This is a genomic window from Streptomyces coeruleorubidus (assembly GCF_028885415.1).
GTDB classification, from domain to species: Bacteria; Actinomycetota; Actinomycetes; order Streptomycetales; family Streptomycetaceae; genus Streptomyces; species Streptomyces coeruleorubidus_A.
In genome coordinates this window covers 9,017,968-9,043,121 of the sequence record NZ_CP118527.1, presented here as the reverse complement: position 1 = coordinate 9,043,121, position 25,154 = coordinate 9,017,968, and the positions used below count along the sequence as shown (strand labels likewise).

The following is a 25,154-nucleotide window of genomic DNA, read 5'->3' as shown; positions in this document are numbered from 1 at the left end:
CTGAACTCCCCCTCACCTCAAGGCTGTTCCCCGCACGTACGCCGGTCCCGCGCACCGCGTGTGCGCGGGACCGGCCGGCCGGGTACTGTCGTCACGTGTTGGGACGCGCGGCGCTGATGTCACCCAGCGCCGAGTCCGGGTCGCGCTCCATGGCCATGTCGCCCAGGGACACGATGCCCACGGGGCGGCCGTGGTCGACGACCGGGATGCGGCGCACGGAGTGCTCGCGCATCAGCTCCACCGCCTGCCCCAGGTCCTCGTCGGGGCTGACGGTGACCAGGTCGTCACTGCACGCGCCGGCCACGGTGGTCTGCTCCGGGTCACCGCCCTGGCTGATCGACCGGACCACCAGATCACGGTCGGTGACCACACCGCGCAGATCGTCGCCGTCCGTCACCAGGACGACGCCGACGTCCTCGTCGCGCATGATGCGGGCCACCTCGGCGACGGAGGTCTGCGGCTCGACCGTGGCCGGATCGCTGGTCATGATGTCGCGGACATGCTGAGCCATGACGTTCCTCTTCCTTCGGCTCCTTGCGGGTTCTCCGTCTTGCGCCGCCCGGGTACCCGGCCGACCGGCCCGGTCACCAGGTGATCGTGGAACGGTTCACCGCCCCAGCACCAGCTCCGCCCACACCTGCTTCCCGCCGCTGACCGGCAGAGTCCCCCACGTCGCCGACACGGCCTCGACGAGGAGGATGCCCCGGCCGCCCGTGGCCTCCCAGCCGATGCTGGTCGGCCGGACCGGGCTGCGCGGGGAGGCGTCGGCGACGGCGACGCGCAGGCGGTTGTTGATGAGCGTGAGGTCCATACGGACCCGGCCGTCGGTGTGGACGAGGGCGTTGGTGACGAGTTCGGAGGCGACGAGGAGGACGGTGTCGAAGTCCTCGGTGACGCCCCAGGAGCGCAGGGTGCGCCGGGCGAAGCGGCGGGCGTGCCCGACCGCCTGCGGGACGCGCCACACCGTCCAGCTCTCCCGCAGCGGGCGCAGGTCCATGCCGTCGTAGCGCAGGAGGAGCAGGGCGACGTCGTCGCTGCGCGGGGCGTTGCCGAGGAGGGCGTCGGCGACGAGCCCCAGGTCGGCGGGGGCGGCTGCGGCCAGCCGGCCGGCGAGGCGGTCCATGCCCTCGTCGATGTCGGTGCCGGGGGTCTCGACGAGGCCGTCCGTGACCAGCGCGATCACGGTGCCGGGCGGCAGCCGGAGCGGGCTCATGGGAAAGTCGGCCTGGGTGACCACCCCGAGGGGCGGGCCGCCCTCGGCCTCCGCGATCTCGGTCCGGCCGTCCGGGTACCGCAGTACCGGCGGCAGGTGCCCGGCGCGCACGCACCAGGCGGAGCCCTCCTCCAGGTCGATGTCGACGTAGGCGCAGGTGGCGAAGAGGTCGCTCTCCATGTCCATGAGCAGCCGGTTGGCGTGCGCGACCACGACATCCGGCGGGTGCCCTTCGACGGCGTAGGCGCGCAGGGCGGTGCGCATCTGGCCCATGAGGGTGGCGGCGCCCGCGCTGTGCCCCTGGACGTCGCCGATGATCAGGGCCACGTGGTGGTCGGGCAGCGGGATGACGTCGTACCAGTCGCCGCCGAGTTCGAGTCCGGCCGTGCTGGGCAGGTAGCGGGCGACGGCCACCGCGCCCGGCAGCCGGGGCAGGCGGCGCGGCAGCAGCTGGCGCTGGAGCATGCCGACGAGTTCGTGTTCGGCGTCGAAGGCCCGGGCCCTCACCAGGGCCTGTCCGGCGAGGCCGGCGCAGGCGGTGAGCAGGGCGCGTTCGTCGGTGCCGAAGTCGTGCGGGGTGTCCCAGCCGATCAGGCAGGCTCCGGCCATGCGGTTCCCGGCGGGCAGCGGCAGGACGGCGAGGCCGCCGGGGCCGACCTCGGCCAGGGCGCGTTCCAGGGGGCTGCCGGCGGGCCAGATCCGGGCCCGGCCCTCGCGCAGCGCGGCGGCGAGGGTGGGCATGGCGCGCACGGGCGCGTCGGGCCACTCCCCGCGCCACTCCGTGCGCCACAGCTCGGGCCAGGCCTCGGGTTCGGGCGGGTCGAGGACGGTGACGACGAGCCGGTCGCTCTCCAGCTCGGCGAGGGCGATCCGGTCCGCCCTCAGCGGCCGGCGCAGGGCGGCGACCACGGCGTCGCCGACGTCGCGGACGGTGACGGCGGTGGCCAGCGCGGTGGCCAGGCGCTGGACGCGGGCCACGTCGGTGACGTCGGAGCGCAGCGTGGAGGCGTCGGCGACGGTGCCCACGAGCCGCGCCGGGTGCCCCTCGCCGCCGGGCAGGAGCCGCCCGCTCAGCCGGAGCCACTTCGGCGGCCCGGTGGGCTGGAGCACGCGGAACTCCAGCTCCCGGTCGCCGATGGACATGTGGTCCGCCTCCACGACGGACATCAGCGAGGGCAGGTCCTCCGGCACGGTGAGGCCGAGCAGGGTCTCGACCCGGCCGTCGAACTCCACGGGGTCCAGGCCGAACAGGTCCAGCAGCTCGTCGCCGACCCGGACGCGGCCGGTGTCCATGGCGAGGCTGAAGGTGCCCGGCGGCAGTTCACCGCCCTCGGCAAGCACGGCCGGGGCGGTGAAGGCGACCGCCTCGGAGATGAGCTCCAGGCACTTGCGGTCGTCGGTGTCGAACCCGGCGGGGCGCTCGCTCACGGCGAGCAGGCAGCCGCCGCCGTTCCCGGGCACGGGCAGGGCGACCAGGTGGAAGTCCCGGGACGGCACGCGCCGGGCCTCGGCGTGCTCGGCGAGTTCGGCCGGGCCCAGCGAGACCGGCCGTCCACCGTGGTGGGCCTCGGCGACCGGGGACCGCCCGGCGCGTGGGTAGCTGTCGCGCAGCCCGTACAGCGTCCTGGGCACCCCGGCCGACTCGACGAGGCAGAGCAGTTCGCCGTCCTGACCGGGCGCGTACACGGCGACGAACGCGGCACCGGCGAAGACGAGCGCCTGTTCGAGAGCGCGGTGCACGCGTTCGGGCGACTCCTGATCGGCCGCGATCGCTTTGAGGGCACCTTCGGCACGCAGCGTTCGCGTTCCGCGCTCTTGGGCGCCCTCACTGACCACGTTGGCCATTACAGCGCTTATGAGACACCTGCGCAGCCCCTGTGACCGTTCCGTGGAGCCGAGCCGGCGCCGGCGCTCGGAAGCCACCGAACATGTCTTTGCCCGTGCGTTCCGCACGGTGTTCTCGTGACAGGCGTGACCGTCCGGGCCCGTCGCGTGACTGGAAGGCTCGGCGCCCGTCGCGACAGGGGGACGCATGGACGAGCGCTACGCGGTGTACGCGCTCGCCGCCCGGCATTTCCACGAGACGCCGGACCGGTTGGCGCCGGGCGTGCAGGAGGCCGCGCAGGGGGCGGCCCGGCACCTCTACGAGACGGCCCGCCGGCCGGTGCACGGGGGCTGGGAGGCGGCGCGGACCGGCGACCGGCTGACGATGACGCCGCTCGGCCCGGACGGCGAGCCGCCGACGGGGCCGGCACAGGGGCTGGAAGATCCACGCCTCGGCGACCGGGGCGAACGCGGAACAGATCGCCGGGATCGTGTGGAACTACTGCGTCAGTGCCATCTCCTCCGCTCGCCGTACGTCCCGTCGTCGTGTCGAGCGCGTGCCCGCTTGTTCGCGACCATGACCCTGCGTGAGCGCGGAGAACCGGACATCAGGCTGCGCGGGGGCGCACGCGCGGCGCCCTCACACCGGCCGCGCTTCGATTCGGCGGCATGGGTCGCGGCGGTCGGGCGCCTTCGACGGGGCAATGCGTCTGTGACCGACGGTAACCAGGTCCGTCCCCCATGCCGCTCGTCGTGCGCGACGGGCCGCCAGGGAGGAGATTTGTTCCTGAGCCCGGTCGCGCGGCCGTGCGAGGAGGTGGTCGGCGTGTCCGACGGACAGTCGTTCGCGCAGGCTCCGGCAGTCGCCAGGACGCCGGTCGGCCGTCCCCTGCTGTCCTTGGCGCTGGCCTCGATGATGGACGAGGTGCACGCCCACTCCGGCGCCGTGTACCTGCTGGCGCAGGACCAGCCGGTGCTGGAGATGGCGGTGATGGCGGGGCTGCCCCGGGCCTTCGCGGCGCCCTGGGAGCGGGTGGGGCTGAGCGCGCCGATCCCGGTCGCCGACGCGGCGCGCGAGCGCAAGCTGGTGTGGGTCCGCGGCGAGGAGGAGATGGCCCGTCGCTATCCGCGGATCGCCGTGGTCCTGCCGTATCCGTTCGCCCTGGCCGCGGTGCCGGTGGCCACCGAGTCCACCGTGTACGGCGCGGTGTTCGTGACCTGGCCGGGCGGGCATCCGCCGGAGCTGTCCGACCGGGAGCGCGAGCATCTGACCGCGGCCTGCGGCCGGCTGGCGGTCCGGCTGGAGCGGGCCGCCGAGCACAGCATCCCGCCGCACCCCGAGACCGATCTGGTGGCCTCGCCCCTGGTGGGCGGGATGGCCGGCACGCTCGGCACGGTCGAGGCGGCCCGGATGGTGAGCCGGCTGCCGTACGGGCTGGTCTCGCTGGATCTGCACGGGCGGATCGGCTTCGTCAACGCGGCGGCGGCCGAGCTGCTGAACGTCCCGGTCAGCCGGCTGCTCGGCACACAGCTGTGGGCGTCGGTACCGTGGCTCAACGACCCGGTGTACGAGGACCGGTACCGGGCCGCGCTGATGAGCCAGCACACCGCCTCGTTCGTGGCGCTGCGCCCGCCCGGCGAATGGCTGTCGTTCCGGCTGTATCCGAGTACGACGGGCCTCAGCGTCCGGATCACCAGGTCGCGGGCCGTGTCGGAGATGAACCGGGCCGCACCGCCGTCCGACGGGACGCCGACGCGGCTGGTCACCATGTCGCAGGTGCTGGACCTGGCCAGCGCGCTCACCGAGGCGGTGGGGGTGCAGGACGTGGTGCAGCTGGTCGCGGACGAGATCGCCCCGGCCGTGGGCAGCCAGGCCCTGGTCGTGCTGGGCTCGCGGGCGAACCGGCTGCGGCTGCTCGGGCATCGCGGGTATCCGGACGCGCACGTCGTGGAGCGGTTCGACGGGATGCCGCTGACCGAGCCGACCCCCGGCACGCAGGTGCTGCGGACGGGCGTGCCCGCCTTCTTCGAGTCGCAGGAACAGCTGGAGCGCCTCTACCCGGCGCGGGTCGCCACGCCCGACGGCTTCGCGGCCTGGGCGTATCTGCCACTGATCGCCCAGGGCCGGCCGGTGGGAACGTGCGTGCTCTCCTACGCCGAACCGCACCACTTCCCGACGGAGGAGCGGGCGGTGATGACCAGCCTGGCCGGACTGATCGCCCAAGCGCTGGAGCGGGCACTGCTCTACGACGCCAAGCACCGGCTCGCGCACGGCCTCCAGGAGGCGCTGCTGCCGCACTCCCTGCCGTCGCTGCCCGGCATCGAGGCGGCCGCCCGCTATGTGCCGGCCACCCAGGGCATGGACATCGGCGGCGACTTCTACGACCTGGTGCGCATCCAGGGGATGGCGGCGGCGGTGATCGGGGACGTGCAGGGGCACAACGTCACGGCGGCCGGGCTCATGGGGCAGGTCCGCACCGCGGTGCGCGCGTACACGGCCGTGGGCCAGGCGCCCGAGGAGGTCATGCGCAGCACCAACCGGCTGCTGCTCGACCTGGGGGCCGACCTGTTCGCCAGCTGTCTGTACCTGCGCCTCGACCCGGCGCACGGCCGGGCCGTGATGTCCCGGGCGGGTCATCCGCCGCCGCTGCTGAGACGCCCGGACGGACGGGTGCGCGTACTCGACCTGGCCGGTGGCCCGCTGCTGGGCATCGACGCCTGCGCGGTGTACCCGACGACGGAGGTCGCCCTCGCCCCCGGCTCCCTGCTCGTCCTCTACACCGACGGGCTGGTCGAGTCCCCCGGCACCGACTTCGAAGAGGCCCTCGCCGGCCTGGGCCGTCGTCTGGCCGACGCCGGGGACCAGCCGCTGGACGAACTGGCCGACAGCCTCGTCCGCCAGGAGCCCCACCGCACGGAGGGCGAGGAACGACTCGACGACATCGCCCTGTTGCTGCTCAGGGCGGTCGGGTAGGGCAGGTCGGCGCCGTGCACGAGGACGGGCCGGTCCTCCCGCCGGAGGACCGGCCCGGTCCACCGCCGGCCGGAACCACGGCTCAGGCCGGCCGGTGGCCGGGAACACCGGTGGGCCGGCCCGGTTCCGCCAGGAAGGGGGCGGAACCGGGCCGGCAGCGTCGGACCGGCTGCCGACGGTTTCGGGTCAGCGGGACTCGGTCAGACCGGAGTTGTCCTCGACACCCTGGCCCGTGTCCTGACCGGCACCCGCGCCCTCGCCGGCACCGGCGCCCGCGTCCTCGCCTCCGGCCTGCTCGCCGGCACCGGCACCAGCACCGGCCTCTTCACCGGCACCGGCTTCCTCGCCCGCACCGGCACCGGCCTCGCCACCGGCTCCGGCCTCCTCACCGGCACCAGCACCGGCGCCGGCGTCCTCGCCCGCACCGGCCTCCTCGCCGGCACCGGCCTCTTCACCCGCGCCACCGGCCGCGCCGCCCGCGCCGAGGGTCGCGCCGACCGCCTCCAGGGCGGTGGTCACCGGCTGGAAGAACGTCTCGCCGCCGACCGTGCAGTCGCCGCTGCCGCCCGAGGTCAGGCCGATCGCGAGACCGTCCTGGGTGAACAGCGAGCCGCCGCTGTCGCCCGGCTCGGCACAGACGTTGGTCTGGATGAGGCCGGTGACGGTGCCCTCCGGGTAGTTCACCGTGGCGTCGAGTCCGAGGACCTGACCGTCGGCGAGCCCGGTGGTGCTGCCCATCCGGAAGACCTCCTGGCCGACGGTCGCCTCCGCGGCCTCGGTGATCTGGACGGTCTGCTCGCCGGTGTTGACCTCGCTGGGCGCCTCGGTCGCCGGGTCGTCGTACTTCACGAGCGCGAAGTCGCCGTCGCCGGGGAAGGTGGACTGGTCGACGGTGGCGATCGGCTGGCCGCCCTGCGTGTCCGACCACTCGTTGCCGCCGAGGGTGCAGTGACCGGCCGTCAGGAAGGCCGGCGAGCCGTCGCCCGCGGTGACGTTGAAGCCGAGGGAACAGCGCGAGCCGCCCGCGAAGATGGCGTCACCGCCCGAGACGAACGGCTTGAAGGTGCCCGCGGACTTCTTGATGGTCGCCATGCCGGAGCCGAGGCTCTGCACGGTGGACTCCAGTCTGTCCCACTTGGCACCGGTGACGGTGCTGTCGGCCGTCACCAGGAGCTTGTTCGTGCGCGGGTCGATCGACCACGAGGTGCCCGCGATGGTCGCGTCCGACTTCAGGGTCTGCGCCCCGCTCTTCAGCTCCGACCAGCTGTTGTCGACCTCGCGGACCTTCGCGCCCGCCGCCTTCGCCTGCACGATCACGTTGTTGTTGTCGCCCGGTACGACGTTGACGACGAGCTGCTGGCTGTCGCTGTCGTAGTAGGAGCCGCCGAACGCCTCACCGAGGAGCCCGGAGAGCTGCGAGGCGAGATCCGAGGCGTCGCCCGCCTTCAGGGTCTTCGGCGCGGCCGCCGCGTCGTCGGTCGAACCGTCCTGCGAGGCGTTGGCGTTGGGGAGCAGGATCGCGGCCGCGCCGAGCGCCACCACGCTGCCCGCCGCTATCGCGGCCTTGCGCTTCGGAATTCGCTTGTGACTCAAACTTCTCTCCTCCTGGGGAACGGAGTAGGTGCCGCCGTCCGGCAGCTTCTGGGGGCGCCTGGATGGCTGTTGGTACGCACGGGCCGCCCGGGGCGTTCAATTCCGTTTGCAAGTGATCCGTTCGCACCGTGAAATCAGCCAACTGGCCGGATGACGGCGTTTCAGCCACGGGCCTCGTGACGACATACCGAACGAACACGATCCGTAGCCGACCTGGAACGATCTGTTGCGATCGCAGAGTGGAATCTCGCCTTCAGCGAATCTGCACATCGAATGCTCAACCCGGTCACCGAGTCGAGGGTTATCCGCGCGTCGGCCGCGTCGGCCACGCCTTTGGGGCGGGAGTGCCGGATTCGCCGCCCCACGGGACAAGGGGCCCGATGAGCCGATGCCGTGGCGCGTGTGAAGAAGTCGCCACCAAGGCGTGCACACACCTGCACGCTTCGGTGCGGCTGGGGCGCAAGTTGCCTGGTGGGACAGCTGGTTGATTGGAAGCGCGCGCCCGCAGCGTGCTTTGATCCATCGCACCGCGGGGGCCGCACAGGGCACTCGGAAACGAGAGTCCGGCACTCGCGGTCGCGGCCGTCATCTGTCCCCAGAGGGGGCCGCTCCCCCCTTGTGAGATATCCATACGGAAGGAAGTTCCATCATGAACTCCACCCCCCAGGTTGAGACCGTCGAGATCGCCGACGCCGAGCTCGACGCCGTCTCCGGCGGCCTGTCCGTGAACGCCGTGAACACCGTCACCGACACGGTCGACGGCATCGCCCCGGTTTCCGGCCTGGTCAACACGGCCGTCGGCACCGTCGAGGGCGCCACCGGCCTGAACACGGCCCCGGTCACCAACCTGGTCGCCGGTCTCTGATCTGGCCCCATTGCCGTTGACTCCCGGAGCCGCAGCCGGCGGTTCCGGGATCTTCGGGTGCCGTAACAACGTCTGCTACGGCTGTAGGTACCTCTTCTACGGGTGAGGGAAGTTCCTTGCAGTTCCGCCAACAGGCCCTCGCCAAGCTCCAGTCACCGGAGGAACTCGACCTTCCGGTGCGGTTCGCCCGCCCGCAGGGCTGGCTGGTGCTCTCGGTGACGGTGGTCGCGATGGCGGCCGCCTCGGTATGGGCGGTGACCGGCTCGGTGACCTCCACCGTCAGCGCACCCGCCATCCTCACGCACGGGCAGGGCAGCTATCTCCTCCAGAGCCCGGTCGCGGGCCAGGTCACCGCGGTGCTCGCGAAGCAGGGCGAGCGGTTGCCGGCCGACTCCCCCGTGCTCAAGGTCCGTACGCCCAAGGGCGAAACCGTCGTCCGCACGCTCGACGCGGGCCGTGTCTCCGCGCTCGCCGCGACCGTCGGGCAGATCATCCAGACCGGCGCGAACGTCGCCGCCGTCGAGAAGGTCGCCCACACCAAGGACGCGTTGTACGCGACGGTCTACGTCCCCGCCGAGAACGCCGCCTCGATCCCCGACGACGCCGCCGTCGACCTGACCGTGCAGTCGGTGCCGACCCAGGAGTACGGCGTACTGCGCGGCCATGTGAAGTCGGTGGACCGCGCGGCCCAGTCTCCGCAAGCGATCGCCGCGTTCCTCGGGGACAGCCAGCTGGGCGAGCAGTTCACGAAGAAGGGCAGGCCGGTGGCCGTGACGGTCCGGCTGGACAAGTCGTCCGACACGAAGAGCGGTTACAAATGGTCCTCCGCGGACGGGCCGCCGTTCAAGCTGACCTCCATGACGCTGGCCTCGGGGTCGATCCGGCTGGCCGACCAGCATCCCGTCGACTGGCTGCTGCCGTGACCACGACCGCACCGGACACCCGGGGCCGACGCCGCGCCGCCCCGCCCAAGCGCAAGGTGCCCAAGGCCGGGGCGAAGACCGTCCGCACGCCCACCGTGCTCCAGATGGAGGCCGTGGAGTGCGGCGCCGCCTCCCTGGCGATGGTGCTCGGCCACTACGGCAAGCACGTCCCGCTGGAGGAGCTGCGCATCGCCTGCGGCGTCTCGCGCGACGGCTCGCGCGCCAGCAACCTCCTCAAGGCGGCCCGTAGTTACGGCCTGACGGCCAAGGGCATGCAGATGGACCTGGCCGCCCTCGCCGAGGTGAAGTCGCCGGCCATCCTGTTCTGGGAGTTCAACCACTACGTCGTCTACGACGGCATGGGCCGCCGCTTCGGCCGCCGTGGCGTCTACATCAACGACCCCGGCAAGGGCCGCCGCTTCGTCCCCATGGAGGACTTCGACGGCAGCTTCACCGGTGTCGTGCTGGTCATGGAGCCCGGCGAGGACTTCACCCGGGGCGGCCGCAAGCCCGGCATCCTGGGCGCGATGCCCGCCCGGCTGCGCGGCACCGCGGGCACGATGCCCGCCGCCGTCCTGGCGAGCCTGCTGCTGGTGGCGGTCGGCGCGGCGGTGCCCGCGCTCAGCCGCACCTACATCGACGAGTTCCTGATCGGGAACCAGACCTCGCTGCTGCCGACGCTGTTCACAGCCATGGCGGCGTGCGTACTGCTCACCCTCGTCCTCACCTGGCTCCAGCAGGCCAACCTGCTGCACGGCCGCATCATCTCCTCGACCCTCTCCAGCGCCCGCTTCCTGCGCCATCTGCTGCGGCTGCCGGTGACGTTCTTCTCCCAGCGCAGCCCGGCCGACCTGGTGCAGCGGCTCCAGTCCAACGACGCGGTCGCCGAGACGCTGTCCCGCGACCTCGCGGCGGCGGGCGTGGACGCGGTCGTCGTCGTCCTGTACGCGGTGCTGCTGTACACCTACGACCCGCAGCTGACGTTCGTCGGCATCGGCGTGGCGCTGCTGAACGTCGTGGCCATGCGGGTCGTCATCCGGCTGCGGGCCACGCGCACGGCGAAGCTGCGCGCCGACACGGCCCGGCTGACCAACACCGCCTACACCGGTCTTCAGCTCATCGAGACGATGAAGGCGACCGGCGGTGAGGACGGCTACTTCCGTAAGTGGGCCGGACAGCACGCCACCACGCTGGAGGAGCAGCAGCGGCTCGGCGTGCCGAGCGCCTGGCTGGGCGTGGTCGCGCCGACGCTGGCCACCCTCAACAGCGCGCTGATCCTGTGGATCGGCGGTATGCGGGCGGTCGAGGGTCACATCTCGGTCGGTCTGCTGGTCGCCTTCCAGGCCCTGGTCACCCGGTTCACGGCCCCGCTGACCCGGCTCAACGGCGTCGCGGGCCGCATCCAGGACTTCGCGGCCGACGTGGCGCGGCTGAAGGACGTGGAGAACTTCAAGGCCGATCCGCTCTACGGCCGCCCCGAGTCCGGCGAGTCGACGCGCCGCCTCCAGGGCCACGTCGAGCTGGAGAACATCACCTTCGGCTACAGCCCGCTCGACAAGCCCCTGCTCACCGGCTTCGACCTGACGGTCGGTCCCGGGCAGCAGGTCGCGCTGGTCGGCGGGTCCGGAAGCGGCAAGTCCACGGTGTCCAGGCTGATCTCCGGCCTGTACGCGCCGTGGGAGGGCGTGATCCGCATCGACGGACAGCGCATCGAGGACATCCCGCGCGGGGCGCTGGCCGCCTCCGTCTCCTTCGTCGACCAGGACGTGTTCCTCTTCGAGGGCACGGTCCGCGACAACGTGGCGCTGTGGGACCCGTCCATCCCGGACGAGGCGGTGGAGGACGCGCTGCGGGACGCCGCCCTGCTCGACGTGATCACGCGGCGTCCGGGCGGCATCCACAGCAAGGTCGAGCAGGACGGGCGCAACTTCTCCGGCGGGCAGCGCCAGCGCCTGGAGATCGCGCGGGCGCTGGTGCGCCGGCCGAGCATCCTGGTCCTCGACGAGGTGACGAGCGCGCTGGACGCGGAAACCGAGCTGGTCGTGATGGACAACCTGCGCAGGCGCGGCTGTGCCTGTGTGGTGATCGCGCACCGGCTCAGCACGGTCCGCGACAGCGACGAGATCGTCGTCCTGCAGCACGGCACGGTCGTGGAGCGGGGACGGCACGAGGACCTGGTGGCGCGCGGCGGAGCGTACGCGGCACTGGTCAGGGAGCGGTGAGATGACGGCCGTTCAGGGACACGAGGGTGACCTCGTCCTCAACGCGTTCGGGCAGATGGGCTCGCGCATCGACTGCGCCGGGTTCAACCGCCTCGACCTGGAGGGCCCACAGGTGCTGTGGCTGATCGCGTCGGGGGCCGTCGACCTGTTCGCGGTGGACGCCGGCCAGCAGGGCCACTGGCACCACCTGGGCCGGCTGGAGGCGGGCTCGCTGGTGCTCGGACCGGTGGCTGGGCCCCAGCACACCCTGGTGGCCCGCCCGCTGCGGGACTGCGTGGTGCACCGCATCGGCCTGCGCGAGCTGTACCAGCCCGCCAGCACCGCGACCTGGTCGTACGACGAGTACGGCAACCCGCAGTACGTGCCGCCGACGACGAGCCCGCTGGAGTACGCCCTCGCCCTGGGGGTCGGCCGAAGCCTGTCCATCCTCTTCCAGGCCCCGATGGCGACCGAACGGGCCGCCGCGCCCACGGACGACGACGTGTTCTGGATGCAGGTGCCGCCCGGCAGCGTCCAGTACGGCTCGCTGTACGGCGCGGAGGCCGCGGCCGACCTGCTGATCGACCCGGGGCTGTGGCAGACCATGGTCGACCAGCAGTACCGGCTGCTGACCACGCTGGACCGCTGGATCGAGCAGCTGGAGCGCACCCACGAGTCGCGCACGGCCGAGGGCATCAAGGCCGGTGAGGCGGTTCGCGCCCAGGCCGACCGGACGCTGCTGGCCTCCATCGGCAAGCGGTCGTCGAAGCGGACCACCGCGGCCGACGCCGACGCCACCTACGCGGCGTGCAAACTCGTCGCGCAGGCGGCCGGGATCAGCCTCACCGAGCCCACCCAGAAGGGCACCGGCGGCGACCGCCTCGACCCGGTCGAGCAGGTGGCCCTGGCCTCCCGGGTCCGTACCCGGTCCGTTCGCCTGGACGGCCGCTGGTGGCGGGACGACGTCGGGCCGCTGGTCGGCCACCGGGCCCTGTCCGGCGCGCCGGTGGCGCTGCTGTGGCGGCGCGGCGGATATGTCGCCGTCCATCCGTCGACCGGACGTGAGACGCCGATCGAGAAGGCCAACGCCGACGAGTTCGAGCCGCGCGCGGTGATGTTCTACCGCCCGCTGCCCGAGCGGCGGCTCAGCCCGCTCAGGCTGCTGCGGTTCTGCATGCGGGGCACGCGCCGCGACCTGACCGGTCTGCTGCTCAGCGGACTGGTCACGGTGGCGATCGGCGCCCTCGTGCCCATCGCGACCGGCAAGGTGCTCGGCGAGTTCGTGCCGAAGGCGCAGACGGACCTGATCGTGCAGGTGTGTCTGGCGGTGATGCTGAGCAGCGTGGTGGCGGCGGCCTTCATGCTGATGCAGAACCTGACCATCCTGCGGCTGGAGGGCCGCATCGAGGCCACGCTCCAGCCGGCCGTGTGGGACCGGCTGCTCAGGCTGCCGACGAGGTTCTTCACCGAGCGCTCCACCGGCGAACTGGCCAGCGCGGCCATGGGCATCAGCGCGATCCGCAGACTGCTGGCGGGAGTCGGGCCGACGGTCGCCCAGTCGGTGACGGTCGGGGCGATGAACCTGGGGCTGCTGCTGTGGTTCAGCGTGCCGATGGCGATGGCCGCGATCGGCATGCTCGTGGTCGTCGCGGCCGTGTTCCTGGGGCTCGGGCTGTGGCAGGTGCGCTGGCAGCGGCGGCTGGTCGTGCTCTCCAACAAGCTGAACAACCAGGCCTTCCAGACGCTGCGCGGTCTGCCCAAGCTGCGGGTGGCCGCCGCCGAGAACTACGCGTACGCCGCGTGGGCGTCCCAGTTCGCGCGCAGCCGGGAGCTCCAGCAGAAGGTCGGCCGCATCAAGAACCTCACATCGGTGCTGGGCGCGGTGTACCTGCCGCTGTGCACGCTGCTGATGTTCATGCTGCTGGCGGGTCCGGCCCGGGGCTCGATGTCGGCGGCCGCGTTCCTCACCTTCAACACCTCGGTGACGATGGTGCTGACCTCGGTGACCCAGCTGACGAACGCCTTCGTCTCGGCCGTGGCCGCGCTGCCGATGTACGAGGAGATCAAGCCGGTGCTGGACGCGACACCGGAGGTGCGCACGGCGAGCACGCGTCCGGGTCCGCTGTCCGGGGCGATCGAGGCGCGGCGGCTGTCCTTCCGCTACTCGGACGACGGCCCGCTGGTCCTGGACGACGTGTCGTTCGAGGTGCGGCCGGGCGAGTTCGTCGCGATCGTCGGCCCGAGCGGCTGCGGCAAGTCGACGCTGCTGCGCCTGCTGATCGGCTTCGACCGTCCGGTGTCGGGCAGCGTCCTCTACGACGGTCAGGACCTGGCCGCGCTCGACCAGTCGGCGGTGCGCCGCCAGTGCGGTGTGGTGCTCCAGCACGCGCAGCCGTTCACCGGTTCGATCCTGGACGTCATCTGCGGCACGGAGCCGTACACGCCGGAGGAGGCGATGGCGGCGGCCGAGATGGCCGGTCTCGCCGAGGACATCAAGCGGATGCCGATGGGCCTGCACACCATCGTCTCGGGCAGCGGCGCCGTCTCCGGCGGCCAGCGCCAGCGGCTGATGATCGCCCAGGCGCTGATCCGCCGGCCGCGCATCCTCTTCTTCGACGAGGCGACCAGCGCCCTCGACAACGAGACCCAGCGCACGGTCATCGAGAGCACCAAGGCCCTCAACGCCACCCGGATCGTCATCGCCCACCGGCTGTCGACCGTGCTGGACGCCGACCGGGTCGTGGTGATGGAGGACGGCAAGGTCGTCCAGCAGGGCCCGCCCGCCCAGCTGCTCGCCGACACGAGCGGCCGGCTGCACGAGCTGGTGCGGCGCCAGATGGCGTGACGATCCGCGGCCTGCCCGGTGGCGGATCTTCGCCGTACACCGCGGCCCCGACCGTTGGGCTCTCCCAGAAGTGGGTACCCACGGCCCATGCGAATGAGCGTGGTGGACGTGGGATCGAACACGGTCAGACTGGTCGTCGCGGACGCGGACGGTGGTATACCGCTTCCGGTGCACACCGCCAAGTGGCGGCTCAGGCTGTCCGAGCAGGTCACACCGGGGGGCCCCATCCCGGAGCCGGCCGTGGAACAACTGGTGCACGCGGTCGCCGAGGCGAGCCGGACCGCCACCCGGTGGGGTGCGGCCTGCCCGCTGGCGTTCGCGACCGCCGTGGTGCGCAGCGCGCCGAACCGGCACGAGGTGCTGCACACCGTCCGGGCCCGTACGGGCGTGGACCTGTGTACGCTGCCGGGCGAGGTCGAGGCGGAACTGACGTTTCTCGGGGCCCGGCGCTGGATGGGCTGGCGGTCGGGGCCGCTCGCGCTGCTCGACATCGGCGGCGGCTCACTCGAAGTCGCCTTCGGGCGCGGCCGGTTGCCCGACTTCGTGGCGTCGCTGCCGCTGGGCGCGGGGCGGCTCACCCACGAGTTCTTCAAGGACGAGGACCCGCCGTCACCGGAGCGGGTGCGGGCGCTGCGCCGCAAGGTCCGCCACCAGCTGCGGGACGTCGCGGCGCGGATCCGCTGGGAGGGCCCGCGCACCGCGGTCGCCACCTCCCGCACCTTCCAGCAACTGGGACGGCTGTGCGGTACGCCGCCCGGACGCCACGGCCCGTTCGTTGACCGGCAGTTGCACCGCGCGGCGCTGCGCGAGGCGATCCCGCGGCTGGCCGCCCTGCCCGCCGCCGAACGCGCGCAGCTGCCCGGCATCTCAGCGCCGCGGGCCGCGCAGAGCCTGGCCGGAGCGGTGGTCGGGCACACCGCGATGAAACTGACCGGCATCAGATCCGTCACGGTCTGCCCCTGGGCGATCCGCGAGGGCGTGCTGCTGCGGCACATCGAGGACGGCCCCGCCTGGTGGGCGGAGGTCACCCGCCGCAACGAGGAGGCGGCCCCGCCCGACCCGGTGCCGCTGCGCATCGCCTCCAGCTGAGCGCCGGCGGACGACAGCCGGCAGACGACAACGGACGCACCGAACGCAGAAAGGAGACCCCCGTGTCCCCGGACAAGAACCACGACGGCTCCGACAAGAAGCCCGAGACGGCGCTGGAGGAGGTCCTGCGCGAGATCGAGGACGCCGAGAACCGCACCCAGGACTCCGTCGAGCAGCGACGCCACCGGGGCGAGGCCGCAGAGGCCATCACCCCGAACACGCGCGCCCAGGAGCAGTCCGAGGGGGACCGATAAGGAGGGGCCGGGCGGGCCCGGGCCACTGCGGCGGCGGGCCGAGCGGCCGCTGCGCCAGGGCCCGGCCCCTGGTTCCAGTAGGTCCACGCCTGGCCGGGGATCGTGTAGCCGATGTCCTCCAGGGCGCCCGTGATCTCGTTGATCACGTGATGCGCCCCGTCCTCGTTGCCGGTGCGACCACGCCCGCAACCCGGTTGCAGGCGACGGTCGGCCCTCGTCGTCGGTCTCGGACATCATCGCGTCCATCCGCTCCAGCAGCCGCTCGTGCACACCCGGCCAGGCGTCGCCCTCGTGCACCGGCCCGCTGGTCACCCCCGGGGGTGCCGGAGTACCCCGCCGCGCCGGTACTGCGCGAGTGGGTGACCCCACACGCCGACCGGGTACCCGGCGCCCATGGAGCACCACCGTGATGAGCCAGGACTCCCCGCCCCGCGCGGCCCGCTGAGCAGGGCCGTCGCGGCATACCTGCGGGGCGCGGGCCGACTGCCCGGTCTCGAGGAGGTCGTCCGTGCCGCGGTGTACGGCGAGGATCTCCAGCTCGCCCTGTACCTGTGCTACGAGCTGCACTACCGCGGGTTCGCGGGTGTGTCCCCCGACCGCGAGTGGGACCCCGACCTGTTGCGCACCCGGGCGGCACTCGAGCACCGCTTCCTGTCCGCCCTGCGCACCGACGCCCGGGTCCACGACGGCGTGGACGAGGCACTGGCGGACCTCCTGGTCGAGCCCGTCGACGGCACGGGCGTCACCCACTTCCTGCGCGACGAGGGCGAGCTGTGGCACCTGCGCGAGTACGCGGCCCAGCGCTCCCTCTACCACCTCAAGGAGGCGGACCCGCACGCCTGGGTGCTGCCGCGACTGTGGGGCCGGGCGAAGGCGGCGATGGCGGCGGTGGAGTTCGACGAGTGGGGCGGCGGCCGCGCCGACCGTGTGCACGCCCGGCTGTTCGCCGACCTGATGACGGACCTGGGCCTGGACACCACGTACGGCCGCTACCTCGACGCGGCGTGCGCCGAGGCCCTGGTCACGGTGAACCTCATGTCCCTCTTCGGCCTGCACCGGGCCCTCAGGGGCGCCCTGGTCGGCCACTTCGCGACGGTCGAGATCACCTCGTCACCGGGGTCGCGGCGACTCGCCGAGGCGATGCGCCGCACCGGTGCCGGGCCCGCGGCCGAGCACTTCTACGACGAGCACGTCGAGGCCGACGCGGTCCACGAGCAGGTGGTGCGCCACGACGTCATCGGCGGTCTGCTGGAGGCCGAGCCGTATCTGGCGCCGGACGTCGCGTTCGGGATCGACGCCACCGGGTTCGTCGAGGACCGCTTCGGCGCCCGGCTGCTCGCCGACTGGCGTGCGTCACGTTCGTCACTGCATGCCCCACTTACCCGCGAAGCAGCCCATATTCCCTGAATGCCCGGGTACCCGAACGCCGTGAACCCACTGGTACCCCCGGGCGTCTACGCCCCGCAGGAGGACACGGAGCTGCTGGTCGGCGCCCTGTCCGACGAGCCGTTGCCGCCGGGCGCGGAGGTCCTGGACGTCGGCACCGGCACCGGTGCCCTGGCCCTGGAGGCCGCGCGCCGGGGCTTTCGTGCGACCGCCGTGGACGTGTCGTGGAGGGCGGTGTGGGCCGCGCGGCTGAACGCTGCGCGGGCCGGGCTCCCGGTCCGTATCCGGCACGGGAATCTCTTCGACCCGGTGCGCGGGGAGTCGTTCGACCTGATCCTGGCCAACCCGCCGTACGTGCCGGCGCCGGGCGGTGCCGGACGGGCGAGGGGCGCGGCCCGCGCCTGGGACGCGGGCGACGACGGACGGCTGGTCGTGGACCGGATCTGCCGGGAGGCGCCCGGCCTGCTGCGTCCGGGCGGGGTGCTGCTGGTGGTGCAGTCCGCGCTGAGCGGCCCGGACCTGAGCGTCGGGCAGCTGCGCTCGTCCGGCCTGAAGGCCGCGGTGACGCGCCGGCGGCGGATCGCGTTCGGCCCGGTGCTGCGCGGCCGGGAACGCTGGCTGCGGGAGCGGGGGCTGCTGCCCGCCACCGAGGACAAGGAAGAGCTGGTGGTCGTCCGTGCCGAACTCCCCGTCTGACCGGTCCGCGGCGCCGCGCCGCATCACGGTCCAGCGCAAGGGCCCGCTGCTGGTGGAGGGTCCGGTGGAGGTGGAGCTGGAGGACGGTTCCGTCGTCACCTCGGACCGCTTCCGCGTGGCCCTGTGCACCTGCGGCCGCAGCCGCCGCTATCCGTGGTGCGACACGAGCCACCGCGACCGGGTCTGAGCCCGGTGCGCGGTGGCCGGTGAGTCCAGGGGCCGGCGGGCGACCCCACACCGCCCGCCGGCCCCCTTGTACGAGATCGCAGGTCCCCGCGACAGCGGCCCGGCTCCCCAGCCTCGAGCCCCTGTGCCTCACGGGAACGGCGCGATCCCGGTCTTTCAGAACGCGAAGACGCCGGAACCGTAGGCGTTCTTCACGCACTCGTTGGAGAACGTGCGCTCGTACGAGACCCTCTTGCCCTGCCAGACACCGTCGACGGTGACGACCACCGGGTCGTACTGCTTGGTGCACATCACGCCGTCCGTGGCGGTCAGGGCGTGGATGTCGCCGCCGACACCACGCAGTTCCGCGCAGGCCGAGGCGGCGACCGGGTGCGTGCCGGAGGGCCTCGGGGCACAGGTCAGGGTGACCGCGCGTTCCGGAGTCGCTGCGGCCGCGCTCTCACCGTGGCCCACCGTGAGAACGAGGGCCGACGGGGCGTAGAGCGCGGTGGGGGCCTGATCCGGAGTGGCGAGCGCGGACCCGGTGAGGGGTCCGCAGACGGCGGTGGCCGTCAAGCCGAGAGTCATGGCCCAGCGCGCGGTGTTCCGCATTGTGTGCATCCTTCCGCTCGATTACAGGGTGTGCCGGCCCGTGCTCGGTCGGTGCCCGGGACGGCGAACGCGAGTCTGCCGAGTCCGTCGCCGAAGCACACATCGACCCCACCGGTTTCAGTAACATTGCGTGTTGAATCAGTGGCGTGAAGTTACGGAACGCACTCGCGTAAAGCCCGTAACCGCGCGGGCTCCGGGATCACGAAGCGGCCAGATGGCCGATTTCCGCGTGTTCGTTAATAGGCCTGAAACATTCCGATTCCGCTCTCGGCCGACTGCTTCGCAACCCCTTGTGTTCGTGCCCAGGCCGAGTAATCGTCATTACATGATTACGACAGAGCAGCGAGAGAAACTGCGCGGCTGGTTCGCCGGCCGTCTTCCCGACGACCTCTTCGAGGAACTGACCGAGATCACGGTCGACCGCGAGGAGATCACCGTGATCGGCCGCATCCCCGCACCCCGGCTGGCCGAGGACGCCCCGGCCGCCGAGCGGGAGGCGGCCCTGGGGAGCCGGGCGCAGGAGTTCCGGGAACGCACGCGTGAGGACCGGATGGCCGTGGCCCGGGAGGCCGAGCACCGGTTCCGCCGGAAGGTGTCCTGGGGTGTGGAGTGCGGCGGGCGGCGGACGCTCTTCACGCACGTGGCCGCGCCCGTGATGACGCGGCTGCGCCAGCCGGAGCGCCAGGTCCTCGACACCCTGATCGCCGGCGGCGTCGCCCGCAGCCGCAGCGACGCGCTGGCCTGGTGCGTACGCCTGGTCCAGCGTCACACCGACGACTGGCTCACGGAGTTGCGCGACTCCCTCGAACACGTGCAGCGGGTCCGGGCCCAGGGGCCGGACGCCGAGCCCGACCAAGCGGATCACGCCGAGCACACGGATGACGAGGAGTGACCGTCTCAGTGGAGGATTCGTCCACTGACAACGCCGAGACTGGATGAACCGTCCTCTGGTGTCGTTCGCCCGCGGCGCCCTACCGTCGGCAGCACCCCAGAGGACGGGATCCGCACGCCGCCGCACACCCAGGCGCCGGCGAGCGGCCGTCCGCCACGCCGCCGCGCCACCCCGCGCTCCACCGCCCCGTCCCCGCTGGAGCCCTCTTGTCCTCGCCGGCCGAACGTCCCCCGGGCACCGACCTCCCCTCCCCCGACGCGTCTCCCCCGTCCCTGACGGAGGTCGAGACCCACGGTGTGGACCGCATCCCCGACACCGAGCGCACCGCCACCCCGCTGGACCTTTTCCGGCTCGCCTTCGGCGGCGCCAACACCTTCTCCACCTGCGTCCTCGGCGCCTTCCCGATCCTGTTCGGCCTCTCCTTCCGGCAGGGCCTCGCGGCCACCCTCCTCGGGGTCGTCGCGGGCGCGCTGATCCTGGCCCCGATGGCGGTGTTCGGCCCGGTCAACGGCACCAACAACGCCGTGTCGTCCTCCGCGCACCTGGGTGTGCACGGCCGCGTGGTCGGCTCGTTCCTGTCCCTGCTGACGGCCGTGGCGTTCTTCTCCATCTCGGTGTGGAGCTCCGGCGACGCCCTGGTCGGCGGCGCCCACCGGCTCTTCGGTCTCGCCCGGGACGACCTGTCCTACGCCGTCGCGTACGCGCTGTTCGCGGTACTGGTCCTCGCGGTGTGCGTCTACGGCTTCCGGTTCATGCTGTTCGTCAACAAGATCGCTGTGACGTCGGCGAGCGCGCTGTTCCTGCTCGGCGCCGTGGCGTTCGCGGATGACTTCGACCCCTCGTACGCGGGCGTCTTCACCGACTCGGCGGACGCGGCGACGACGGCCCTGTTCTGGCCGTCGTTCATCGGGGCGGCGCTGATCGTGCTGTCGAACCCGGTGTCGTTCGGGGCGTTCCTCGGCGACTGGTCGCGTTACATCCCGGCCAGCACCCCGCGCCGGAAGGTGATCGGGGCCGCGTTCCTGTCGCAGCTCGCGACACTGCTGCCGTTCCTGTTCGGCCTGACGACCGCGAGCATCATCGCGAACAAGGCTCCGCAGTACGTCGATCCGGCGGCCCCCGACTTCGTGGGCGGGCTGCTCGCGATCTCGCCGGGCTGGTTCTTCCTGCCGGTGTGCCTGCTCGCGCTGATCGGCGGCATGGCGACGGGCACGACGGCGCTCTACGGGACCGGGCTCGACTTCTCGTCGGTGTTCCCGAGGCTGTCCCGGGTCCGGGCGACGCTGCTGGTCGGCGCGTTGTCGATCGGGTTCATCTTCGCGGGCCGGTTCGGACTCGACCTCGTGCGGTCCATCTCGACCTTCGCCACGATGATCGTCACCTGCACCACGCCGTGGATGGTCGTGATGATGCTGGGCTACTGGACGCGGCGCGGCTGGTACGACCCGGAGGCGCTCCAGGTCTTCAACCGCCGTCAGCGCGGCGGACGTTACTGGTTCGCGCACGGCTGGAACTGGCGGGGCATGACCGCCTGGTGGGTGTCGGCGCTGATCGGTGTCCTCTTCACCAACATGCCCGGGCAGTTCGTCGGGCCGCTCGGCGACCTCGCGAACGGCGTCGACATCGGTCTGCCCGTGTCACTGGTGGCGGCGGCGGTGCTGTTCCTGACGCTGCTACGGCTGTTCCCCGAACCCCGGGCGGTGTACGGGCCCGAGGGCGCGCGGCTGGCCCGGACGGCCGACGTGCCGGTGCCGCCGATCACCGGGCCCGGCGCCGAGGGGGCGTTGTCAGACCCCTCGGCTAAGTTGCCGGCATGACCAACTTCGTACTGGTGGCAGGGACGTGGCTCGGGGCGTGGGCGTGGGACGAGGTGGCCGCGGAGCTGCGCGGCGCCGGGCATGACGTCCATCCGCTGACGCTCTCGGGCCTCGCCGAGAAGCAGGGGGTACCGGCCGGGCAGCAGACGCACGTGCGGGACGTCGTCGACGAGGTGGAGCGCCGCGGCCTGAGCGACGTCGTCCTCGTGGGGCACAGCTACGCGGGCATACCGGTCGGGCAGGCCGCCCAGCGGATCGGGGAGCGGCTGCGGCGCGTGGTGTTCGTCGACGCGAACGTGCCGGTGGACGGGGAGTCGTTCCTGTCGGGCTGGCCGAGCGACCCCGTGCGGCAGGCGATCGCCGAGCACGACGGGTTCTGGCCGCCGCTCGGCGCGCCGGACTACGCGGGGCAGGGACTGACGGACGAGCAGATCGCCCGGATCGTCGGCGGTTCACCGCATCCGGGTGCCACACTCACCGAACCGGCCGTGCTCGCCGGTCCGTTGGGTGAGCTCCCGGCGACGTATGTGAAGTGCCTCCTCGACGGGGACGAGCCGATGCCGGCGGTGGCCGAGCTCCTCAAGAGCGACAGCTGGGAGCTCGTGGAGCTGGACACCGGCCACTGGCCGATGTTCTCGCAGCCGCACGCACTCGCCCGCCTCCTGGACGCGGCGGGGAGCCGCCCCTGATCCGCCGTCGCGCATACCGCTCGGTATCGTCGGCCCCAGGCACGGTCTCGACGAGGAGACGGCGAGAGGCGGTTGCGTACGGTGGGCAAGCACTGGGCGGACTTCCAGTACGAGATCTATCTGAACGGGATGACGGGTGCCGTACCGCGGCTGCCCACCGATCTGACCCGGCTGGAGGAGCTGACCGAGCAGCGGCTCGGGCCCGGCCCGGTCGGCTATGTGGCGGGCAACGGCAGCACGGCCCGCGCCAACCGGGCGGCCCTGGAGCGTCGTCGGATCGTGCCGCGCATGCTGCGGGACGTGCACGAGAGGGACCTGTCGGTCGAGGTGCTGGGCCGCGCCCTGCCGGCCCCGCTGGCGCTGGCTCCGGTCGGCGTGCTGTCGATCATGCACCCCGGACGCCGAGTCCGCCGCGGCCCGGGCCGCCGCCGCGCAGGGCGTGCCCTTCGTCCTGTCGTCCGCGTCGAGCACGCCCATGGAGCAGGTCGCCGAGGCGATGGGCGACGCCGAGCGGTGGTTCCAACTGTACTGGCCCAGGGACCCCGAGGTGGCCCGCAGTTTCCTGAGCCGAGCGAGGGCGGCCGGGTTCAGCGTGCTCGTGGTCACCCTGGACACGCCGCTGCTGGCGTGGCGGCCGCGCGATCTCGACCAGGCGTATCTGCCGTTCCTGCGCGGCGTCGGCACGGCCAACTACTTCTCGGACCCGGCGTTCCAGGCGGGTCTGGCCAAGCCGGTGCACGAGGATCCGAACGCGGCCGTGATGCACTTCGTCGAGATGTTCGCCGACCCGGCGAAGAGCTGGCCGGACCTGGCGTTCCTGCGGGAGAACTGGGACGGCCCGATCGTCCTCAAGGGCGTGCTGCACCCGGACGACGCCCGGCAGGCCGCACAGGCGGGCATGGACGGTGTCGTCGTCTCCAACCACGGCGGGCGCCAGGTGGCCGGGTCCGTCGCGGCGGCCGACGCGCTGCCCCGCGTGGCTCAGGCCGTGGGCGACCGGCTCACCGTCCTCTTCGACAGCGGCATCCGCACCGGCGACGACATCTTCAAGGCACTCGCCCTCGGCGCCCGCGCCGTCCTCGTCGGCCGCCCGTACGTCTACGGCCTCGGTCTCGACGGCCGGCCGGGCGTCGAACACGTCATCCGCTGCCTGCTGGCCGAACTCGACCTCACTCTGGCCCTGTCGGGCCACGCCACGCCGGGCACGATCGGTCCGGGCGACCTCATCGAGGCCCCGGCCTGAGCAGATGGGCTGCGCGACGCGTGCGCCGCGCAGCCCCGCTCAGGCCCCGGGGCTCACACCGTACGGCCGTGGGGCAGGGTCACCTGCCGGGCCGTCGGCCCCTCCTGCTCCTCGATCGACAGGGAACCCGCCGTCGTCGGGACGGGCTCGGCCTGCCAGCGCTGTGCGTCGGAGCGGTCGCGGACCTTGACGACGACGTCGGCACCGGGGTCGTCGTTGGTGGCGGCGAGGGCGAGCTGCTCGTCCCAGCGGGGCAGCAACTCCCCCTGCACGGTGAGGTCGTAGCGCACGTCGTCGCCCCGCTCGGCGTCGACCTCGGCGCAGGTGCCGAGGACGACGACGCCGGCGTCCTTGTGCGAGTCCAGGCACAGGCCGGGATCGGCGACGCTGCGCAACAGCCCGTCGTTCTCGTACGTCCACTGCTGGGTCCAAGCCGTCGAGCACCCCGCCAGCTGCGTCCCCGAGCCCTCCTTGGGCAGGTCCCGGACGTCGAGGCACAGGCCGGCGCCGGCGTTGCGCAGCCGCGTCACGCCCGGTGCCGTGGGAAGCCCGGCCGTGCCGGGCGGCGTCAGGGACTCGGCGCCGTTGCCGCCGGCGGCGCTGCTGGAGCCGGCCGGGTCGGCCTGGCCGCCGTCATAGGACGACGCGCTGATGATGAGCACGGTCGCCAGTACCCCGGCCGACACCGCGCCGACGCCCGAGAGCAGCGCCCGTGAGGAGCGCAGCGCTCCCGGGATGCGCACGCCCGGAACCCGGCGGACCTGCATGGGGAACCGGGACAGCAGGCGGTGGCGTCCGCCCATGGGCCGCCCGTCGCCCCGCCCTGCGCCGCGCCGGCCCGCGCGCCCGCCCCGCGTGCCGTGCGAGGACCGGCCCGGGCGCGAGTCGAGGTAACGGCGGACGCCCCAGCCGAGCACCGCTTCGGCGATCAACGTGCCCAGCCCGCCCTCGAAATGGCTCAGCTGTTCGGCCGCGTTCCGGCAGTGGCGGCACTCCGCCAGATGCTCCTGGACGTCGGGCAGCAGTGCGCCGCCCCGGCGGATCGGGACGTCGAGGAGGCGATTGTAGAAGCGGCAGTCCTGGGTCGGCGCGAGTTCACGATGGGCATGTACACAACCCTCGCGGAATTTATCACGCGCTTGTTCGAGTGCGGCCGACGCGATGTCGGTATCCATACCCAGCAGACCAGCCGGGACGCTTAAAGGATCGGCCTCGACCTCGACGTGCCAGAGCAAACAGCGCGCGACTGCGGGAAGTGCCTGAAATGCCCGCTCCGCGAGGACACGATTTTCGGGCGTCATGGACGTCGCCGCGCGCAGCCCGCGCCCTCCGGCCGGTTTCTGCAACGCCGGCAGTACGGCGGATATTCGATCGTCGCCGGACCACTCCCGGACCGTGTCGCGCACGGTCACCAGAAGCGCCGGGCGCAGCGCGACGGCCGACTCGCCGAAGGCGAGGCGGTTCAGCGTCCGGTGGAAGGCGATTCCCGTGACCATCTCGGCGACCTGCGCCGACGAGGCGAGACAGATGACCGCGTACTCGTGCACCGGCTGCCAGTGCCGCGCCATCAGCAGCGCGACGGAATGGGCGGCGACCTCGCCCTCCGGGCTGCCTCTCAGCGGGGCGGCGAGAGATTCATCGGATTCCCCGTGATCCCCGCCGGGCGGGGGATAGGGGGGACGAGGGGGGTGGGGGGTGGGCACTGAGATGGTTCCTTCCCACGCGCATGCGACACACAGAAGTCCTGCCGCCGAAAAAGGAGCCCGGTTGGTGCGTACCTTTTTTGGCGCGGCGCGGGGGGTGCGAATTCACCGACGGCGAATCGGACCCGGTCTGCAAAACGCGTGCGACACTCGGCCATTCCCCCCGCACG

18 protein-coding genes and 3 pseudogenes are annotated in these 25,154 nt (G+C 72.5%); 15 read left to right on the top strand and 6 right to left on the bottom strand.

Annotation, left to right across the window (positions count from 1 at the left end; all coding sequences use genetic code 11):
- Positions 1-91: 91 nt before the first annotated feature.
- Both PV963_RS41565 and PV963_RS41560 read right to left on the bottom strand, forming a co-directional pair.
- Complete coding sequence (locus tag PV963_RS41565) at positions 92-511, bottom strand: CBS domain-containing protein (RefSeq protein WP_274821609.1); 420 nt, start codon at positions 509-511, stop codon at positions 92-94.
- A gap of 96 nt (positions 512-607) precedes the next feature.
- A complete protein-coding gene (locus tag PV963_RS41560; RefSeq protein ID WP_274821608.1) occupies positions 608-3,058 on the bottom strand; it encodes a SpoIIE family protein phosphatase in 2,451 nt (816 codons plus the stop codon).
- A 187-nt stretch (positions 3,059-3,245) separates the two neighbouring features.
- On the opposite strand from PV963_RS41560, the pseudogene PV963_RS44200 reads away from it, so the two are divergent.
- A pseudogene (locus PV963_RS44200) lies at positions 3,246-3,546 on the top strand (class III lanthionine synthetase LanKC); the annotation flags it as partial.
- Positions 3,547-3,854: 308 nt separating this feature from the next.
- Complete coding sequence (locus PV963_RS41550; protein ID WP_274822278.1) at positions 3,855-6,011, top strand: SpoIIE family protein phosphatase; 2,157 nt, start codon at positions 3,855-3,857, stop codon at positions 6,009-6,011.
- Between the two features lie 186 nt (positions 6,012-6,197).
- Here PV963_RS41550 and PV963_RS41545 read toward each other — a convergent pair whose 3' ends face one another.
- Positions 6,198-7,604, bottom strand: a complete 1,407-nt coding sequence (locus PV963_RS41545; protein ID WP_274821607.1) for a S1 family peptidase — start codon at positions 7,602-7,604, stop codon at positions 6,198-6,200.
- Positions 7,605-8,253: 649 nt separating this feature from the next.
- On the opposite strand from PV963_RS41545, the gene PV963_RS41540 reads away from it, so the two are divergent.
- The 6 genes from PV963_RS41540 to PV963_RS41515 all read left to right on the top strand — a co-directional run bounded on the left by PV963_RS41540 (position 8,254) and on the right by PV963_RS41515 (position 15,781).
- Positions 8,254-8,469, top strand: a complete 216-nt coding sequence (locus tag PV963_RS41540) for a type A2 lantipeptide (protein ID WP_086851420.1) — start codon at positions 8,254-8,256, stop codon at positions 8,467-8,469.
- A gap of 116 nt (positions 8,470-8,585) precedes the next feature.
- Positions 8,586-9,392 carry an HlyD family efflux transporter periplasmic adaptor subunit gene (locus tag PV963_RS41535; protein WP_274821606.1) on the top strand — a complete coding sequence of 269 codons (807 nt, stop codon included), beginning with the start codon at positions 8,586-8,588 and terminating at the stop codon, positions 9,390-9,392.
- Between the two features lie 56 nt (positions 9,393-9,448).
- Complete coding sequence (locus tag PV963_RS41530; protein ID WP_274822277.1) at positions 9,449-11,614, top strand: NHLP family bacteriocin export ABC transporter peptidase/permease/ATPase subunit; 2,166 nt, start codon at positions 9,449-9,451, stop codon at positions 11,612-11,614.
- A 1-nt stretch (position 11,615) separates the two neighbouring features.
- The gene (locus PV963_RS41525) at positions 11,616-14,438 is read left to right on the top strand and encodes an NHLP bacteriocin export ABC transporter permease/ATPase subunit (RefSeq protein ID WP_274821605.1); all 2,823 of its coding nucleotides are present in this window, start codon (positions 11,616-11,618) and stop codon (positions 14,436-14,438) included.
- Positions 14,439-14,525: 87 nt separating this feature from the next.
- Positions 14,526-15,527 carry a Ppx/GppA family phosphatase gene (locus PV963_RS41520; RefSeq protein WP_274821604.1) on the top strand — a complete coding sequence of 334 codons (1,002 nt, stop codon included), beginning with the start codon at positions 14,526-14,528 and terminating at the stop codon, positions 15,525-15,527.
- Positions 15,528-15,589: 62 nt separating this feature from the next.
- Positions 15,590-15,781 (top strand): hypothetical protein, encoded by a 192-nt coding sequence (locus tag PV963_RS41515; protein ID WP_274821603.1) that lies wholly within the window; start codon positions 15,590-15,592, stop codon positions 15,779-15,781.
- A gap of 53 nt (positions 15,782-15,834) precedes the next feature.
- On the opposite strand, the pseudogene PV963_RS41510 reads toward PV963_RS41515, so the two are convergent.
- Positions 15,835-16,099: pseudogene (locus PV963_RS41510) on the bottom strand (flavodoxin family protein); the annotation flags it as partial.
- Positions 16,100-16,174: 75 nt separating this feature from the next.
- On the opposite strand from PV963_RS41510, the gene PV963_RS41505 reads away from it, so the two are divergent.
- The 3 genes from PV963_RS41505 to PV963_RS41495 are packed head-to-tail and all read left to right on the top strand — an operon-like array spanning position 16,175 to position 18,050.
- Positions 16,175-17,188, top strand: coding sequence for an iron-containing redox enzyme family protein (locus PV963_RS41505; RefSeq protein ID WP_274821602.1), 1,014 nt, complete (start codon positions 16,175-16,177; stop codon positions 17,186-17,188).
- Entirely contained in the window at positions 17,189-17,863 is a 675-nt protein-coding gene (locus tag PV963_RS41500) for a HemK2/MTQ2 family protein methyltransferase (RefSeq protein WP_274821601.1), read from the top strand.
- On the top strand, positions 17,844-18,050 hold the full coding sequence (locus PV963_RS41495) for a CDGSH iron-sulfur domain-containing protein (protein WP_274821600.1): 207 nt from the start codon (positions 17,844-17,846) through the stop codon (positions 18,048-18,050). The genes PV963_RS41500 and PV963_RS41495 overlap by 20 nt, the downstream gene beginning before the upstream one ends.
- Before the next feature lie 155 nt (positions 18,051-18,205).
- On the opposite strand, the gene PV963_RS41490 is transcribed toward PV963_RS41495, so the two are convergent.
- Positions 18,206-18,640: a protease inhibitor gene (locus PV963_RS41490; RefSeq protein WP_274821599.1), complete on the bottom strand. Its 435-nt coding sequence runs from the start codon at positions 18,638-18,640 to the stop codon at positions 18,206-18,208.
- A 325-nt stretch (positions 18,641-18,965) separates the two neighbouring features.
- Here PV963_RS41490 and PV963_RS41485 point away from each other — a divergent pair, with 325 nt between their 5' ends.
- The 4 genes and pseudogenes from PV963_RS41485 to PV963_RS41470 all read left to right on the top strand — a co-directional run bounded on the left by PV963_RS41485 (position 18,966) and on the right by PV963_RS41470 (position 23,281).
- Entirely contained in the window at positions 18,966-19,532 is a 567-nt protein-coding gene (locus tag PV963_RS41485) for a hypothetical protein (RefSeq protein ID WP_274821598.1), read from the top strand.
- 206 nt (positions 19,533-19,738) lie between these two features.
- Positions 19,739-21,349: a purine-cytosine permease family protein gene (locus tag PV963_RS41480; protein WP_274821597.1), complete on the top strand. Its 1,611-nt coding sequence runs from the start codon at positions 19,739-19,741 to the stop codon at positions 21,347-21,349.
- Positions 21,346-22,038: an alpha/beta fold hydrolase gene (locus tag PV963_RS41475; protein ID WP_274821596.1), complete on the top strand. Its 693-nt coding sequence runs from the start codon at positions 21,346-21,348 to the stop codon at positions 22,036-22,038. The genes PV963_RS41480 and PV963_RS41475 overlap by 4 nt, the downstream gene beginning before the upstream one ends.
- Positions 22,039-22,119: 81 nt before the next feature.
- A pseudogene (locus tag PV963_RS41470) lies at positions 22,120-23,281 on the top strand (lactate 2-monooxygenase).
- A gap of 53 nt (positions 23,282-23,334) precedes the next feature.
- Here PV963_RS41470 and PV963_RS41465 read toward each other — a convergent pair.
- Positions 23,335-24,984: an RICIN domain-containing protein gene (locus PV963_RS41465; RefSeq protein ID WP_274821595.1), complete on the bottom strand. Its 1,650-nt coding sequence runs from the start codon at positions 24,982-24,984 to the stop codon at positions 23,335-23,337.
- Between the last annotated feature and the right edge of the window lie 170 nt (positions 24,985-25,154).

Excerpts from the sequence above, each read along its gene's own strand:
- PV963_RS41565 (WP_274821609.1), bottom strand. The coding sequence starts at position 511 with ATGGCTCAGCATGTCCGCGACATCATGACCAGCGATCCGGCCACGGTC.
- PV963_RS41525 (WP_274821605.1), top strand. The coding sequence starts at position 11,616 with ATGACGGCCGTTCAGGGACACGAGGGTGACCTCGTCCTCAACGCGTTC.
- PV963_RS41540 (WP_086851420.1), top strand. The coding sequence starts at position 8,254 with ATGAACTCCACCCCCCAGGTTGAGACCGTCGAGATCGCCGACGCCGAG.
- PV963_RS41500 (WP_274821601.1), top strand. The coding sequence starts at position 17,189 with ATGCCCGGGTACCCGAACGCCGTGAACCCACTGGTACCCCCGGGCGTC.
- PV963_RS41505 (WP_274821602.1), top strand. The coding sequence starts at position 16,175 with ATGGAGCACCACCGTGATGAGCCAGGACTCCCCGCCCCGCGCGGCCCG.
- PV963_RS41560 (WP_274821608.1), bottom strand. The coding sequence starts at position 3,058 with ATGGCCAACGTGGTCAGTGAGGGCGCCCAAGAGCGCGGAACGCGAACG.
- PV963_RS41490 (WP_274821599.1), bottom strand. The coding sequence starts at position 18,640 with ATGCGGAACACCGCGCGCTGGGCCATGACTCTCGGCTTGACGGCCACC.
- PV963_RS41485 (WP_274821598.1), top strand. The coding sequence starts at position 18,966 with ATGATTACGACAGAGCAGCGAGAGAAACTGCGCGGCTGGTTCGCCGGC.
- PV963_RS41475 (WP_274821596.1), top strand. The coding sequence starts at position 21,346 with ATGACCAACTTCGTACTGGTGGCAGGGACGTGGCTCGGGGCGTGGGCG.
- PV963_RS41520 (WP_274821604.1), top strand. The coding sequence starts at position 14,526 with ATGCGAATGAGCGTGGTGGACGTGGGATCGAACACGGTCAGACTGGTC.